We start from the raw sequence: 15416 nt of genomic DNA, 5'->3' as shown, positions 1-15416 counted from the left end.
TTGGATTGTGGCCCCTTTACGAACGTTTTGGAACTTCATTCCAATTTTAGTTTTGTCGACTAGGTTGTCTTAATGCCGGCGCATGAAACGCAGATGTCAGGAGGGTTCGCGCCAGGGCGCGGGCTTCCGCGCGCCCTGCTTTTCGCGCTGTTTTGCGCCGCAATGCTGGCTGGCACCGCACGCCCGGCGGCGGCTTTCGAGATTTTCGGCATCAAGCTTTGGGGTTCGTCCAAGGACGAGGATGCCGACATCGTCGATCCGCTGCGCTATTCGGTGACCATCGAGGCGCCGGAAGCCGACAAGGATCTGGTCAAGAGGCTCGAAAACGCCTCGGCACTGAAAAACGACGAGGACCACCCGGTGTCCGGATCGCTCGGCCTGATGGCCAAGGCGCGTGGCGACCGCGAGCAACTCGTTGCCGCGCTCTATGCCGATGCCCGTTACGAGGGCGTGGTCGCCATCACGATCGACGGTAAATCGATCGACGACTTGCCGCCGGATGCCGAGTTCAAGGGGCCGCAGCCCATTCCGGTCGTCGTCAGCGTCGCGCCTGGGGCGAAATTCACGCTGGGCAACATCCGGCTGAAAGGCGATGCCGCCGGGCTGGCGAGCGCCGATTTCGGGCTGATCGCCGGCGGCGATGCCGGGTCGGGCGCCGTGCTCAAGGCCGAAGCCCTGATCGTGCGGGCGCTGAAGGACGAGGGCAGGCCGCTGGCCAAGGTGACGGGCCGCGAGATCGTCGCCGAGCATGCCAGCTCGACGCTGGACGTCACGCTGACGGTGGCGGCCGGCCCGGTCGCCGGCTATGGCGACACGACGGTCGAGGGCACCGAGAAGGTCGATCGCGGCTTCACGGAATACATGACCGGCCTGCAGCGCGGTAAGCAATATTCGCCGCAGGAAATCGACGATGCACGCGACCGGCTGCTCGGGCTCGAAGTCTTCAACAGCGTGACCATCAAGGAAGGCGACAGCCTCGACGCACAAGGCAACATCCCGATCGATGTCCAGGTGAGCGAGCGCAAGCCGCGCTATTTCGGCATCGGCGGCACCGTATCCAACACCGAAGGCCTGGGACTCGAAGGCTATTGGGGCCACCGCAACCTGTTCGGCCAGGCCGAGAAGCTGCGTATCGACGGCTCGATCAGCGGCATCGGCAGCAACAGCATCTCCGCGCTCAACTACAATGCCGGCGTCATGTTCGAGAAGCCGGGCGTGCTCGGGCCGACCTCGAAATTCTTCACCGGCATCAAGACGGTGTTCGAGCACCCCGATGCCTATGACCATTTCTCGGTCAAGGGCGATGTCGGTGTTTCCTACGACCTCGACAAGAAGCAGCGGGTCTCGGCCGAGTTCGACCTCGATTACTCGAGGATCACCGACGCCTTCGGCAAGCACACCTATCTGATCGCCAGCGTGCCGCTGCAATATGTCTATGACAGCCGCGACAACAAGCTGAACCCGACCAGAGGCTTTCGCTTCCTCGCCTATGCCGAGCCGAGCTACGACATACTGAACGGCGCGACCTTTCTGAAGCTGAAGGGCGAGGGCTACACTTATCAGTCGCTGGATACGGCAAGCCGGTTCGTGCTGGCCGAACGCGCCACGCTCGGCTCGATCGTCGGCACCGGGCTGCAGGATGTTCCGGCCGACCGGCGCTTCTATTCCGGCGGCGGCGGCTCGGTGCGCGGCTATTCCTATCAGGGCATCGGACCGAAGGATATCAACGGGCAGCCGATCGGCGGCCTCTCCTTCTTCGAAACCTCGGTCGAGATGCGCATCGGCGTCACCGACACGATAGGCATTGTGCCGTTCGTCGATGCCGGCTCGGTCTCGACCAGATCCTTCCCTGATTTCTCGAATGTGAAGGTCGGCGCCGGCGTCGGCCTGCGCTACATCACGCCGTTCGGGCCGCTGCGCATTGACGCTGCGGTGCCGCTCAACCGCGATCCGGGGGATCCGCATTTCGGCATCTATGCCGGCATCGGGCAGGCGTTCTGACGATGAAGATCTTTTGGCGCATCCTCCGCATCTGCCTTTACACGCTGCTCCTGCTGCTGGTGATGGCGATCGGCGCGCTGGTCGTGCTCACCGGTACCGAAGGCGGGCGACAGAATCTCGCAAGCCTCATTTCGAAGATGGCTTCGAACGAGGACCGCAAGGTGACGGTCAGCGGCATCGAAGGCATCTGGTCGGGCGCGCTAAGGGTCGACCATGTGGTGCTGGAAGACCGCGCCGGCCCATGGATGGTGGCGCGCAAGGTGGCGCTCGACTGGTCACCGACGGCGTTGCTGTCCCGGAATTTCAATGCCGACCGCCTTGCCGCGGAGCGCATCGAGCTGGCGCGGCTGCCGCAGCCAAGCCAGCAGCCATCGCAAAGTGGCTCTTCCAGCCTGCCGGTGTCGATCGATGTCAGGCAGATCGACCTGCCTGAGATCGCGCTGGGCCAGGAGCTTGCCGGCAGCGGCACCGCCGAGCTCGCCGCCAAGGGCTCGCTCAAGGCCGATCCGTCGCCGCTGGCGGTCGAAAGCGTACTCAATGTGAGCCGCCATGACGGCAAGCAAGGCAATGTCGACGCCAAGATCCATTTTGCGCCGGCCGACAACAAGCTCGACCTCGATCTCAAGGCGTCGGAGCCGGCCGGCGGCATCATCGCCAACCTGCTCAAGCTGCCGAACGCGCCGCCCGTCAACATCGTCGTCACCGGTTCGGGGCCGTTGGCCAACTGGAGCGGCGTCGGCACCTTCATGGTCGATGGCCAGATCATCAGCCAACTGACCGGCCGGCACCAGCTCACCAACAAGGGCCACCGCATCGAGGCCAAGGGCGACGGCCAGTTCGAAGGCTTCCTGCCGGAGAAGATCAAGTCGCTGTTTGCCGGCAAGACGAGCTTCGATGTCGCCGGAACGGCGACCATTTCGGGCGGGGTCGATATCGAGCAGGCCACGATAGAGAGCGACTCGGTGCACGGCACCGCGACCGGCAATGTCGATCCGAAGGGCGCCAGCGACCTAGCCGTCGAGCTCACCGCCAAGGACAAGCCGGTCACCATCGATGTCGGCAACAGCGCCGTTCCGATCCTCGTTGCGATCGAGAAGGCGACCGTGCGCGCCTTCGGCGATGGCAAGGCGCCGGCGGTCGATATCGGGACAACGCTCAATTCGGTCGCCGTCGGCGGCACGCAGCTCAACAACATCACCGGCGAGATCCATTCCGACGGTTTCGATATCGAGAACCGCAGCGGCCCGGTCAGCATCAGGCTCGCGGCCGCTGGCCTGAAGACCGATGTGGCGACGCTGGCGCCGATGGTGACCGGCAAGCTCTCCGCCGATCTTTCCGGCACGATCAGCCGCGAGACGGTGACCATCGAGAAAGGCACTTTGCGCAGCGACGCGCTCAATGCCGCGCTGACGGCGGGCGTGTCGCTCGCCGATCTGTCGATGACGCTGAAGATGAATGCCGACGCCGTCTCCAAGGCATTACCGCCGCAGATCAGCTCGCTGCTCGGAGAGCGGGTGAAGTTCTCGGCGACCGCGACCCGCGATCCGCAGGGCGCGTTCGCCGCCAATTCGCTGGAACTCACCTCCGGCTCGCTCAGCGCCAGCGGCACAGCCAGCGCGCAAGGCTCGGATATTCAGGCCGATGTCAAAGGCACGCTGGGCGATGTCTCGTCGCTGTCGTCGCTCGCCGGCACGCCGCTTGCCGGCGGGGTGAATTTCGCGCTGACGGCGACCGGCCCGCGCTGGGCGCCGGATTTCTCCGTCTCGGCCGACAGCGCCAGTTTGACGGCGGCCGGCCGCACGGTGAAGGACATCAAGCTTTCGGCCAAGGGCAAGGCCGACATCGCCAATCCGTCGGCCGACGTCTCCCTGACCGGCAGCGCGGAGGGGCAGGCGCTCGACATCGCAGCCTCGCTGGTCACGGCCGACGGCAAGCGCTCGATCAAGGGCCTGACGCTGGCGCTCGGCGACAACAAGGTTTCGGGCGATCTTGCGCTCGACGACAAGTTCCTGCCGCTCGGCACGCTGACGCTTGCCGTGCCCAATATCGGGCCGCTTGCCGCGCTGGCGGATCAGACCGCCACCGGCGACATCGACGGCACGATCGCCTTTGCCAAGGAGGGCGAGGCACCGATCGTCACCATCAACGCGGCCAGCAAGTCGATCGCGCGCGGCGATCTGGCGGCAAAGGCCATCACCGTCCACGCGCTGATCGCCAACTACCTGAAAGGGCCGGCGATCTCGGGTACGATCAAGGCCGACAGCGTGACTTCCGGCAGCACGGTCATCAGCGGTATCGGCATCGATCTGAAGCGCGACGGCGACTGGACCAATTTTACCGGCGGCGCCACGGCGTCAGGCATTCCGGCCACCGCCACCGGCCGGGTGAAGATCGCCAACGGCACGACCAGCGTGGAAATCGCTTCCGGCGAGGCGACAGTGCGCGGCATCAAGGCGGCCATCGCCGAGCCTTCCAGCCTTTCCATCGCCAATGGCGTGACGACGATCGAGAAGCTCGCGCTCAATCTCGGTGGCGGCTCGGCGACGGTTTCCGGCAGCGCCGGTCAGACCCTCGACCTGACGGCCATTCTCGCCAACCTTCCGGTGGCGCTCGCCAATGATTTCGTGCCCGGCCTCGACGGGGCCGGGACGCTGGAGGGCATGGCGCGTGTCACCGGTCCATCGTCCAATCCCGACGTTCAGTTCAACGCCAAGGTGGCGGGCGCCGAGACCAGCCAGACCCGGCAGGCGGGGCTCGGGCCGCTCGATCTCGATGCCGCCGGCAGCTACACCATGGCGGGCGGCGTGGCCCTGGACCATGCCACGCTTTCGGGCGACAAGATTTCAGGCAAGGCCGCCGGCACCCTCAACCCCAACGGTGCCAGCGATTTCTCCCTCGACCTTACGTCGTCCGGACCCAGCCTGCCGCTGACGGTCGGCAGCGCCGAGAGCCCGGTCCGGATCGAGGTCCAGTCGTTGTCGGCAAAGATGGCAGGCGAAAGCTCGCAGGCACGGCTGGATGTGTCGGCAATCCTGCCGTCGATTGCCGCCAGCCAGGCCAAGGTGGATGGTCTCACTCTGGCGCTGCATTCGGACGCCTTCGACCTCAAGGGGCGGGCAGGCCCGGTTTCCGGCACGGTGTCGGTGGACAGGATCGGCCTCGACAATCCGATGATCGCGCCGCTGATTGCCGGCAAGGTCACTGCCAAGGTCAATGGCCGCCTGACGACCGATGCGGTCGCGGTCAACAGCGGCTCGCTCAAGAGCGATGCGCTCAACAGCCAGGTCGCCGGCCGGGTGTCGCTGGGCGATGGCGCCGTCGACCTCAATATGACGGCCGATGTTGCTTCTTCCGCCTTGCCGGCGGGGGTGCGCGGCATGCTTGGCGACAGCGCGCAGCTGAGCGCCGCGCTGAAGCGCGACGCCAATGGCAGTGTCAGTATCGACGGCTTGAAGCTCAATTCGGGCGCGCTCAGCGCCGACGGACAGGCGAGCCTTGCCGACGGCAAGCTTGCCGCCGCCGTCAGGGGGGCGTTGAGCGACGTTTCGGGGCTGTCGAAGGATGCCAAGGGCGCCATCGCCTTTGCCCTGAATGCGCAGGGCCCAGTCACCGCGCCCGACCTGTCGATGACGGTGAACAGCGACCGGCTCCTGGTGGCGGCGCGCGAGATCACCGGGCTGAAGCTGACGGCGACCGGCAAGGCCGATGCCGCCAATCCGGCGGCCAATGTGCAACTCACCGGCAACGTCGCCGGGCAGAATTTGCAAGGCAGCGCGGTGCTCGCCACGGCCAATGGCAGCCGCGCGATCAACGGGCTTTTGCTGTCGCTCGGCCCGAACAGGATCTCCGGCGATCTGACGCTCGACGACGCTTTCGTGCCAGTCGGCACCATCTCCCTCGACCTGCCCGATATCGGACCGCTGGCTGCGCTCGCGCTGGAGAAGGCCGAAGGCAATGTGCGCGGCACGATCGCCTTCTCCAAGACCGCCATCGGCGCAGACGTCGTCGTCAAGGCGAACACCTCGGCCATCAAGCGCGGCGATCTCTCCGCCAGGCATGTCGCCATCGACGCGCAGATCGCGAATTATATGGCGGCGCCCGTCATTCAAGGCACGGTGCGCGCCGAGAGTGTGACTTCTGGCGGCACGGCCATCACCGGCATCGATGTCGATCTGAAGCGCGACGGCGACTGGACCGGCTTCTCGGGCGGCGCCACCGTCAAGAAAATCCCGGCGAAGGCGGCCGGCCGCGTCAAGGTCGCCAACGGCACGACGACCATCGAGCTCGCATCGGGTCAGGCGACCGTGCAGGGCATCAAGGCGGCGATCGCGCAGGCCTCGACGGTCACCATCGCCAACGGTGTGACGACGCTCGACCGGCTGGTGCTCAACCTCGGCGGCGGCACGGCGACGGTGACGGGCAAGGTCGCGCAGGCGATCGACATCAACGCCAATCTGGCCAGGGTGCCGATCTCGCTCGCCAACAGTTTCTCGAAGGGGCTAGACGCGGCCGGCTCGATCTCGGGCACGGTCAAGGTGACCGGCCAGCCTTCGAGCCCGTCGGTCGCCTTCAACATCGACGCTTCCGGCGTGCAGACGTCGCAGACGCGCGGCGCCGGGCTCGGCGGCATGAACGTGTCGTCGTCGGGAACCTTTGCCGGCAACAAGCTTGCCTTCGACGCCAACATCAGCGACGGCGCCGGTCTCGGTCTCAAGGGCGGCGGTTCGGTGACGACCGCGGGCACGCCGGCCCTGGTGCTCGACTTCAACGGCAAGGTGCCGTTCTCCTTCCTCGCCGCGAAACTTGCCGCGCAGGGGCTGGGGCTCACCGGAACGGCCAACGTCAGCGTGCAGGTGCGCGGCCCGGCGTCGTCGCCTGTGATCGGCGGAACGGTCAACACCTCAGGCGCACGGCTGATCGACGCTCGTTCGGGCCTGGCGGTCAACGATATCGCGGCCGACGTTTCAATCGGCGGCGGCGTCGCCAGGATCAACCGCCTGACCGGAACGCTGTCGACGCGCGGCAGCCTGTCGGCGAGCGGCACGGTCGGCATCAATCCGGCACAGGGCTTCCCGGCCGATCTGTCGATCAAGCTCACCGATGGCCGCTATACCGACGGCCGGGTGGTGACCGCCAATCTCGGCGGCGACCTGACCATCAAGGGACCGCTGGTTTCGGCGCCGGTGGTTGCCGGCACCATCAATCTGGCAAGGACGGTCATCACCGTCCCGGACAGGCTGCCGGCCTCGCTCTCGGAATTGGATGTGAAGCACAAAAACGCGCCGGCCGCCGTTCGGGCGCAGGACAAGGCGCTGCGCCCTGCGATCACCAGCGGCGGCGGCAATGGCGGCAGCGGCCTGTCGCTCGACGTGACGGTCAACGCGCCGAACCAGATCTTCATCCAGGGCAGGGGCGTCGACGCCGAGCTTGGCGGCTCGCTGAAATTGACGGGTCCGGCCTCGTCGCCTCATGCGATCGGCACCTTCACGCTGCAGCGCGGGCGGCTGACCATCCTTGCCAAGCGGCTGACCTTCACCGAGGGCACGATCGGGTTCCAGGGCTCGCTGGTACCTTACCTCAACATGACGGCGACGACGACCAGCAGCGCGACCGTCACCATCGTCGTCTCGGGCGAGGCGACTAATCCGAAGTTCACGTTCTCCTCCGTGCCGGCGCTGCCCCAGGACGAGGTGCTGGCGCAGCTCATTTTCGGTCAATCGATGTCCAAGCTGTCGCCGCTGCAGATTGCGCAGCTTGCGAGCGCGGCGGCGCAGCTGGCCGGCGTCGGCGGTTCGACCTCGCTGCTCGAGAACCTGCAAAACGCCATCGGCGTCGACGATCTCGACGTGACGACGGACGAGAAGGGCGGCACAGCGGTTTCGGCCGGCAAATACCTCAACGACCGCACCTATGTGACGATACAGAAGGGCGACAAACCGGGCTCCGGCAAGGCGACGATCGACCTCAATGTCGGCCGCGGCGTGAAGCTGCGCGGCGAGGCCAACGACGCCGGCGAAGCAAAGGGCGGCGTCTTCTACGAACGCGAATACTGAGGCCTCGCCGCCCTTATCGCTATAAAATGTATTGAATTGATCGCTCGTGGCGAATTTCTGGGAAATCGCGCCGCGCTAGCAAATTTGCGTCAAGACTGTCGCTATCGCGCGAACCGGGTTGTACCCAAAGATGCACATTCCCTAACATGTTCCTAACCCAAACCGTCTTTGACAACGCGGTCTGGATGCGGAATGTTAAAAGGCGGAAAGCCAACAATGGGAGTTAGTCATGGCAATCTATAAAAGTAACGGTGACCGCGTTCCGGATCACATCCTGGCCCTAGCCGAAGAAGCCAAGTCGGGCAATGTCGACCGTCGCGAATTTCTGGCTCTGGCCAGCGTCTTCGGCGCATCGACGGCGATGGCTTACGGCCTGCTCGGTCTCGCCGATCCGACCCCGGCAAGGGCCGAGGACGTGCAGGGCAAGAAGGGCGGCACGCTGAAGGTCGCGCAGTGGGTCAAGGATCCGAAGGATCCGCGCAAGGCCGACTGGTCGGAAATCGCCGATGCCGAGCGCCAGGCGCTCGAGCCGCTGGTCAAGTACACCACCGAATACACTTTCCGCCCCTATCTGCTGGAAAGCTGGGACGTCAACGATGATGCGACCGAGTACACGTTGCATGTGCGCAAGGGCGTGACCTGGTCGAACGGCGATGCCTTCACCGCCGACGACGTCATCTTCAATCTCAAGCGCTGGGCCGACAAGAAGGCCGAAGGCAATTCAATGCCAGGCCGCCTCGGCACGCTGGTCAAGGACGATAAGCTCGACGAGAGCGCCGTGACCAAGGTCGACGACATGACCGTCAAGCTGAAGCTCGGCAAGCCGGACATCGCGCTGATCCCGAACATGTGCGATTATCCGGGCCTCATCGTCCACAAGAGCTTCGACGAGAAGGGCGGCGATTTCAAAGCTTGCCCGATCGGCACCGGCCCGTTCGAGCTCGTCTCCTACGACGTTGGCCAGAAGGTCGTCTACAAGCGCCGTGAAGACAACAAGTGGTGGGACGGCGAGGTGTTCCTCGACGGCATCGAATTCATCGACTACGGCACCGATCCGGGCGCCATGGTCAGCGCCTTCGAGGCTGGTGAAGTGCACACCAACTTCGAGACCTCGGCCGACTATGTGTCGATCCTCGACAAGATGGACCTGGTGAAATCCGAGGTCGTGACGGCTGCCACCATCGTGTGCCGCACCAATGTCAACAACAAGCCCTACGACAACCAGAAGGTTCGTCAGGCGCTGCAGTTGGGCGTCGACAACGCCGTCGTCCTGCAGCTCGGTTACGGCAATGCCGGCACGCCGGCCGAGAACCATCACGTCAGCCCGATCCATCCGGAATATTTCGAGCTGCCGAAGATCAAGCGCGACGCCGCCAAGGCCAAGGCCTTGATGGCGGAAGCCGGCCAGGCCGATTTCGAGCACGAGCTGATCACGGTCGACGAGGACTGGCACAAGAACACCGGCGACGCGATCGCCGCACAGCTGCGCGAAGCCGGCATCAAGGTGAAGCGCACGGTTCTGCCTGGTTCGACCTTCTGGAACGACTGGACGAAATATCCGCTGTCGATGACCAACTGGAACATGCGGCCGCTCGGCGTGCAGGTTCTTGCGATCGGCTACCGCACCGGTGAAGCCTGGAACGAGACCGCCTGGTCGAACCCCGACTGGGATACCAAGCTCAACGCCGCGCTCGCCGTCGCCGACGCCGCCAAGCGCAAGGAGATGATGAAGGACATCGAGCAGATCCTGCAGGATTCCGGCATCATCATCCAGCCGTACTGGCGCAAGCTCTACAGCCACTCGACCAAGGCGGTGCAGAACTACAAGATGCACCCGACCTACGAGCACGACTACGGCAAGGTCTGGCTGGAACAGGCCTGATCCCAGCGAACGGACAAAGGGGCGTTCGGCCCCTTTGTCCCCTTCCTCGCGTGACCCGGGACCGGAGAGCCGCTGCAGCAAAAAAGTTGCGGACTCGTCGAGCGGGGTCATGCAATAAACTGGGTTGATCGCATTCGAAGGTCTGTTTTACCGGCTTGCTCCGCATCGCGGCGGGGATAGGCGGCCAATCAGGCTCCCCCAACCCATCGGCAGGGGTCCGCCATGCTTTCTTTCATCCTGAGACGCCTCGGCACCATGGCGCTGACGATGCTGTGCCTGACCTTGATCGTCTTCTTCCTGATCAATCTCGGTCCCAATCTGAAGAAGCTGGCGATCAGCCAGACCGAGATGCACACCTCCGCCGAACAGCTCGAAAGCTGGCTGGTCAACCATGGCTACCGCCAGAACTTCTTCGTCCGCTACGGTCAGTGGCTAGGAGTCCTGCCCAAGCAGCCGATCACCGACCCGGCGACAGGAAAGCCGGCGCAGCGCTTCTCTTTCTGCAACGACCCGCTCGTGCCGACCTTCTCCGGCGTGCTGCAGGGCGACTTCGGTTGCTCGACCAAATTCAAGACGACGGTTGCCTCGAAGCTCTTCCCGGCGCTCGGCGCCACGGGGCTTTTGATGTTCTGGGTGCTGGCGCTGATGGTGCCGATCTCGCTGCTCATCGGTATCCTTGCCGGCATGCGCGAGGGCTCGCGCACCGACCGCACGCTGTCTGTCGCCTCGATCGCCTCGACGGCGACGCCCGAATATGTGTCGGGCGTCATCTTCACGGTCATCTTCGCGTCCTGGCTCGGTTGGCTGAACGGCTCGGCGGCATCCGCCAGCCAGGGCCTCACCTTTTATAATTTCACCCTGCCGGTGATGACGCTGGCAATCTACGGCATCGGCTACATCGCGCGCATGACGCGCGCCTCGATGGTGGAGGTGATGACGCAGCAATATATCCGCACCGCCCGCCTCAAGGGCCTCTCCTTCGGCAGCGTGGTTGTCAAGCATGCGCTGCGCAACGCTCTGATCGCGCCGTTCACCGTGATCATGCTGCAGTTTCCCTGGCTGCTCACCGGTGTCGTCATCGTCGAGGTGATGTTCCGCTACCAGGGGTTCGGCTACACGCTGGTCGAGGCCGCCGGCAACAACGACATCGACCTGCTGCTCGGCTGCTCGCTGGTTTCGGTGTTCATCGTCTTGATCACGCAGCTCATCTCCGATGTCGGCTACGCGTTCCTCAATCCGCGCATCAGGGTTCAATAAGGGGCAGGGTCGATGCAGACCGAGTATATCAATGCCTTCGACATCATTGTCGGCGTGCTCTGGCGTTTCTGGCCGGTGTGGATCGCGTTGATCCTGGTGATGGGTGCCAGCTTTACCTACAAGAAGCGGCTTGGCCTTTACGGCCAGCTCTTCGACAGCGGCGTTGGCATTGCCGGCGTCTTCATCTGCCTGTTCTGGCTGTTCACCGCGATCTTCGCCTCAACGATCTCGCCCTTCGATCCGCTGGCGCAGGTGTCGGTGATGAAGGACACTCTGCCCGGCGCGATCGAGCCCACGTCCAAGCTCATCTACTATTTCGGCGGCGACAAACTGGCCCGCGACGTGTTCTCGCGCATGGTCTATGGCAGCCAGATCGTGCTGATCATCGCGCCTGCGGCCACCGGTTTCGCGCTGATGGTCGGCATCACGCTCGGCCTGCCGGCCGGCTACTATGGCGGCAAGATCGACACGCTGCTGTCGTTTCTCGCCAATCTGGTGCTGGCCTTCCCGGTGATCCTTCTGTTCTACCTCCTGGTGACGCCGGGCATCATGGACACGCCGATCCCCTATGCAATGGCCGGGCTGTTCTTCCTGTTCCCGATCATCTTCTTCAGCGTGCTGTTCTGGACGCGTTTCAAGAACCGGCCGGACCGGCTCTATATCCTGCTCGGTATCACGCTCGTCGTTGGTGGCTGGATCTATGTCGGCCTGGTTTTCGACAAGGATCCGCTGCATATCGTCCACATCGATCCGAACCAGCTCAACATTTTCGTGGCGGTGGTCTTCGCATCCAGCCCCGGCGTGTTCCGCATCGTGCGCGGGCTGACCATGGACATCAAGACGCGCGACTATGTGGCGGCGGCGCAGACGCGCGGTGAATCGCCCTGGTACATCATGCTTTGGGAGATCCTGCCCAATGCCCGCGGACCGCTGATCGTCGATGCCTGCCTGCGCATCGGCTACACGACGATCCTGCTTGGCACGCTTGGCTATTTCGGCCTGGGCCTCGCGCCGGAAAGCCCGGACTGGGGCACCGCGATCAAGGATGCCAGCCGCCTCTTGCGCTCCTTCATCCACCCGGCGCTGCCGCCGACGATCGCGCTGATGTCGTTCGTGCTGGGGCTGAACCTTTTGGCGGATTCGCTGCGTGAACAGTCGATGAAGGATTGACGGCGGGGTCCCGGATCCCACGTGATGAAGAACAAGGATTGGAGCGACCCATGAACGAGGCAGTTCGAGATCCAGCCAGGTCGACCGGTGGGCCGATCATCGAGATCGAGAACCTGTCGATCTCCTTCTTCACGCGCAAGGGCGAGATTCCGGCGGTGATGGACTTTTCCTGCACGGTGATGCCCGGCGAGGCGATGGGCATCGTGGGCGAGTCCGGCTGCGGCAAGTCGACGGTCTCACTCGGCATCATGCGCGACCTCTCCAACATCGGGAAGATCGTCGGCGGCAAGATCAAGTTCCAGGGCAAGGACATGGGCGAGCTCTCCGAGGAGGAGTTGCGCGCCATTCGCGGCAACAAGATCGCCATGATCTACCAGGAGCCGATGGCGAGCCTCAATCCGGCGATGAAGATTGGCCAGCAGCTGATGGAAGTGCCGCTGATCCACGACAAGGTGTCGAAGGAAGAGGCCTACACAAGGGCGCTGGAAATGGTGCGCGCGGTGAAGCTGCCCGATCCGGAGCGCATGATGCGGTCTTATCCGCACCAGTTGTCCGGCGGCCAGCAGCAGCGCATCGTCATCGCCATGGCGCTGCTGTCCAAGCCAGCGCTGCTTCTACTCGACGAGCCGACCACCGCGCTCGACGTCACCGTCGAGGCCGGCATCGTCGAACTGGTCAAGGGGCTGGGCGAGAAGTTCGGCACCTCGATGATCTTCGTGTCGCACAATCTCGGCCTCATCCTCGAGACCTGCGACAAGATCACGGTGATGTATTCCGGTGAGGCGGTCGAGACCGGCAAGATCAAGGACGTTTTCGACCGGATGCGCCATCCCTATACGCAAGGGCTGTTCCGCTCGATCCCGCTGCCCGGCGCCGACAAGAATTCGCGGCCGCTGATCTCCATCCCCGGCCAGTTGCCGCTGCCGCATGAACGGCCGAAGGGCTGCAATTTCGGGCCACGCTGCCACCATTTCGTCGAGGGCGTCTGCAACGCCGCCGAAATCCCGATGGTTCCGGTCGACGGCCATGAGGGGCATTTCTCGCGCTGCGTGCGCTTCAACGAGATCGACTGGGAGGCGCTGCCGCCCGGCGCCAAGAAGGTCAACGAAAAGGTCGAGCCCGGCGCGCCGGTGCTGAAAATCCAGGACCTGAAGAAATACTACAAGGTCGGCGGTAGCGAAGTGTTCGGCTCCAGCGAGGGCCGCGTCGTCAAGGCCAACGAGACGATCTCGTTCACCGCCCGCGAATCCGAAACGGTGGCGATTGTCGGCGAATCCGGCTGCGGAAAGTCGACGCTGGCGAAGGTGCTGCTGGGCCTCGAAACCGCGAGCTCAGGCACGGTGACGCTGGCCAACAAGGAAATCCAGTCGACGGGCATCGAGAGCCGTGGCGTCGATACGGTGTCGTCGATCCAGATGGTGTTCCAGAACCCGTTCGACACGCTCAACCCCAGCCATTCCGTCGGCTCGCAGATCATCCGCACGCTGGAAAAGTTCAATGTCGGCAAGAATGTCGCCGAGCGGCGCCAGCGCATGCTGGAACTGCTCGACCTAGTGAAGCTGCCGCGGGCGTTCGAAACCCGCAAGCCGCGCCAGCTTTCGGGTGGTCAGAAACAGCGTATCGGCGTGGCGCGCGCCTTTGCCGGCGATGCCAAGGTGGTGGTGGCCGACGAGCCGGTCTCGGCGCTCGACGTCTCGGTGCAGGCGGCGGTGACCGAGCTCTTGATGGATATCCAGCGCAAGAACAAGACGACGATGCTGTTCATCAGCCACGATCTGTCGGTGGTGCGCTACATCGCCGACCGCGTCGTCGTCATGTATCTCGGCTACATCGTCGAACAGGGCACGACGGACCAGATCTTCTCGCCACCCTACCACCCCTATACCGAGGCGCTGCTGTCGGCGATCCCGATCGCCGACACCAGCGTGGTCAAGAAGCACATCGTGCTCGAGGGCGACATCCCGTCGGCAATGAACCCGCCGACGGGCTGCCCGTTCCAGACGCGTTGCGGCTACAAGAAGCTGGTGCCGGACAATCTGTGTGAGACGAAAGTGCCGCCGGTGAAAAATCTCGGCGACGGTCATATGAGCCTGTGCTGGCTCGCGGACGATGTGCTGGCTAAGATGGAGCCGGTCATCAGGTTCGACAAGGAGCATGCGGCGCATGAGGGCGTGCCGGATGATGTGCACGGCGCGGGGCCGGGTTTGTCGGGAACTGCGCCCGACCGGCCGCGTGGCAAAACGGGCAGCGCGGAAGCCGACCAGATCGGGGATGCCGTGGAGCAGGACCAGGCCGGAATGCGAGCCCGTCGCAACAAAGTGCGCGACGAGACTTCCGAAACCGGTGTTAAAAAGCCGAAGGACACGACGAGGCGGCACTAAGCCGGGCTGGGTGTCAACTGCCACACTGCCGTAGCTGCGCCTCATAATCGCGCGCCATCTTGTCGGTGGCGCGCGCATAGGTCTGCACACCGGCGTCGCCGCGATTGCCGCGGCCATAGGCGGTCCAGCCGAGATAATAGGCCAGATAGAGATTGTAGGTGTCGTTGCGGGCAACGCCGAACGTATCGGCGGTCTTTGAATGGTACCAGCCGACGAAGTCGACGGCGTCGGAGAATTTGGTGCGGCGCGCCGTCCAGTTGCCGGTCTCGCTTTGATATTGCGACCAGGTGCCGTCGAGCGCCTGCGAGTAGCCGGTGGCGCTCGAGACATGCGTCCACGGGATGAAGCCGAGCAGCTTGGTGCGCGGCGGGCGGGCATTGCTCTTGAAGCCGGATTCCTTGCGCACCGTCGCCATCAGCACGGGAACGGGAATGCCGTATTTCTGTTCGGTGCGTTCGGCGGCGGACTGCCAGTTGTCGAACCAGCCGTCGTTCTGGTCGAAGACGGCGCAGACATTGTTGATGTGGCTGGGCGCCGTCGCGCAGGCCGAAAGCGCCAGCAGCACGGAGACGGTGACAATTTTACTAAAACTCGACCTACGCATTGGAAGACGAATAGGCCGAAATCATAAAAGGAGTCTTGCCGCCTTCCTTAACGCGGGCGTGAGAGCAA

The 15416-nt window shown here is 64.0% G+C and carries 7 protein-coding genes; 6 read left to right on the top strand and 1 reads right to left on the bottom strand.

Translation table 11 applies throughout. The features are described 5' to 3' along the window. The first annotated feature begins 72 nt into the window (after nt 1-72). From DPM33_RS10475 to DPM33_RS10450, 6 genes are all read left to right on the top strand, one after another. On the top strand, nt 73-2001 hold the full coding sequence (locus DPM33_RS10475) for an autotransporter assembly complex protein TamA (RefSeq protein WP_112097362.1): 1929 nt from the start codon (nt 73-75) through the stop codon (nt 1999-2001). A gap of 2 nt (nt 2002-2003) precedes the next feature. Beyond that, entirely contained in the window at nt 2004-8054 is a 6051-nt protein-coding gene (locus DPM33_RS10470; RefSeq protein ID WP_112097361.1) for a translocation/assembly module TamB domain-containing protein, read from the top strand. Nucleotides 8055-8283: 229 nt separating this feature from the next. Next, nucleotides 8284-9936 (top strand): ABC transporter substrate-binding protein, encoded by a 1653-nt coding sequence (locus tag DPM33_RS10465; RefSeq protein ID WP_112097360.1) that lies wholly within the window; start codon nt 8284-8286, stop codon nt 9934-9936. A 222-nt stretch (nt 9937-10158) separates the two neighbouring features. Further along, complete coding sequence (locus DPM33_RS10460; RefSeq protein WP_112097359.1) at nt 10159-11193, top strand: ABC transporter permease; 1035 nt, start codon at nt 10159-10161, stop codon at nt 11191-11193. 12 nt (nt 11194-11205) lie between these two features. Continuing rightward, nucleotides 11206-12363: an ABC transporter permease gene (locus DPM33_RS10455; protein ID WP_112097358.1), complete on the top strand. Its 1158-nt coding sequence runs from the start codon at nt 11206-11208 to the stop codon at nt 12361-12363. A 50-nt stretch (nt 12364-12413) separates the two neighbouring features. Continuing rightward, complete coding sequence (locus tag DPM33_RS10450) at nt 12414-14744, top strand: dipeptide ABC transporter ATP-binding protein (protein ID WP_112097357.1); 2331 nt, start codon at nt 12414-12416, stop codon at nt 14742-14744. Between the two features lie 13 nt (nt 14745-14757). Here the strand turns inward: DPM33_RS10450 and DPM33_RS10445 are convergent, their stop codons facing one another. Then, nucleotides 14758-15348 carry a transglycosylase SLT domain-containing protein gene (locus tag DPM33_RS10445; RefSeq protein ID WP_112097356.1) on the bottom strand — a complete coding sequence of 197 codons (591 nt, stop codon included), beginning with the start codon at nt 15346-15348 and terminating at the stop codon, nt 14758-14760. Between the last annotated feature and the right edge of the window lie 68 nt (nt 15349-15416).

Source organism: Mesorhizobium hawassense, assembly GCF_003289945.1.
Classification (GTDB): Bacteria; Pseudomonadota; Alphaproteobacteria; order Rhizobiales; family Rhizobiaceae; genus Mesorhizobium; species Mesorhizobium hawassense.
Note: the sequence above shows the minus strand (reverse complement) of the source record. Positions and strands in the feature narration are given on the sequence as shown.

What these genes read in the sequence shown, in the direction of transcription:
- DPM33_RS10470 (WP_112097361.1), top strand. Translation starts at nt 2,004, where the DNA reads ATGAAGATCTTTTGGCGCATCCTCCGCATCTGCCTTTACACGCTGCTC.
- DPM33_RS10460 (WP_112097359.1), top strand. Translation starts at nt 10,159, where the DNA reads ATGCTTTCTTTCATCCTGAGACGCCTCGGCACCATGGCGCTGACGATG.
- DPM33_RS10455 (WP_112097358.1), top strand. Translation starts at nt 11,206, where the DNA reads ATGCAGACCGAGTATATCAATGCCTTCGACATCATTGTCGGCGTGCTC.
- DPM33_RS10465 (WP_112097360.1), top strand. Translation starts at nt 8,284, where the DNA reads ATGGCAATCTATAAAAGTAACGGTGACCGCGTTCCGGATCACATCCTG.
- DPM33_RS10450 (WP_112097357.1), top strand. Translation starts at nt 12,414, where the DNA reads ATGAACGAGGCAGTTCGAGATCCAGCCAGGTCGACCGGTGGGCCGATC.
- DPM33_RS10475 (WP_112097362.1), top strand. Translation starts at nt 73, where the DNA reads ATGCCGGCGCATGAAACGCAGATGTCAGGAGGGTTCGCGCCAGGGCGC.
- DPM33_RS10445 (WP_112097356.1), bottom strand. Translation starts at nt 15,348, where the DNA reads ATGCGTAGGTCGAGTTTTAGTAAAATTGTCACCGTCTCCGTGCTGCTG.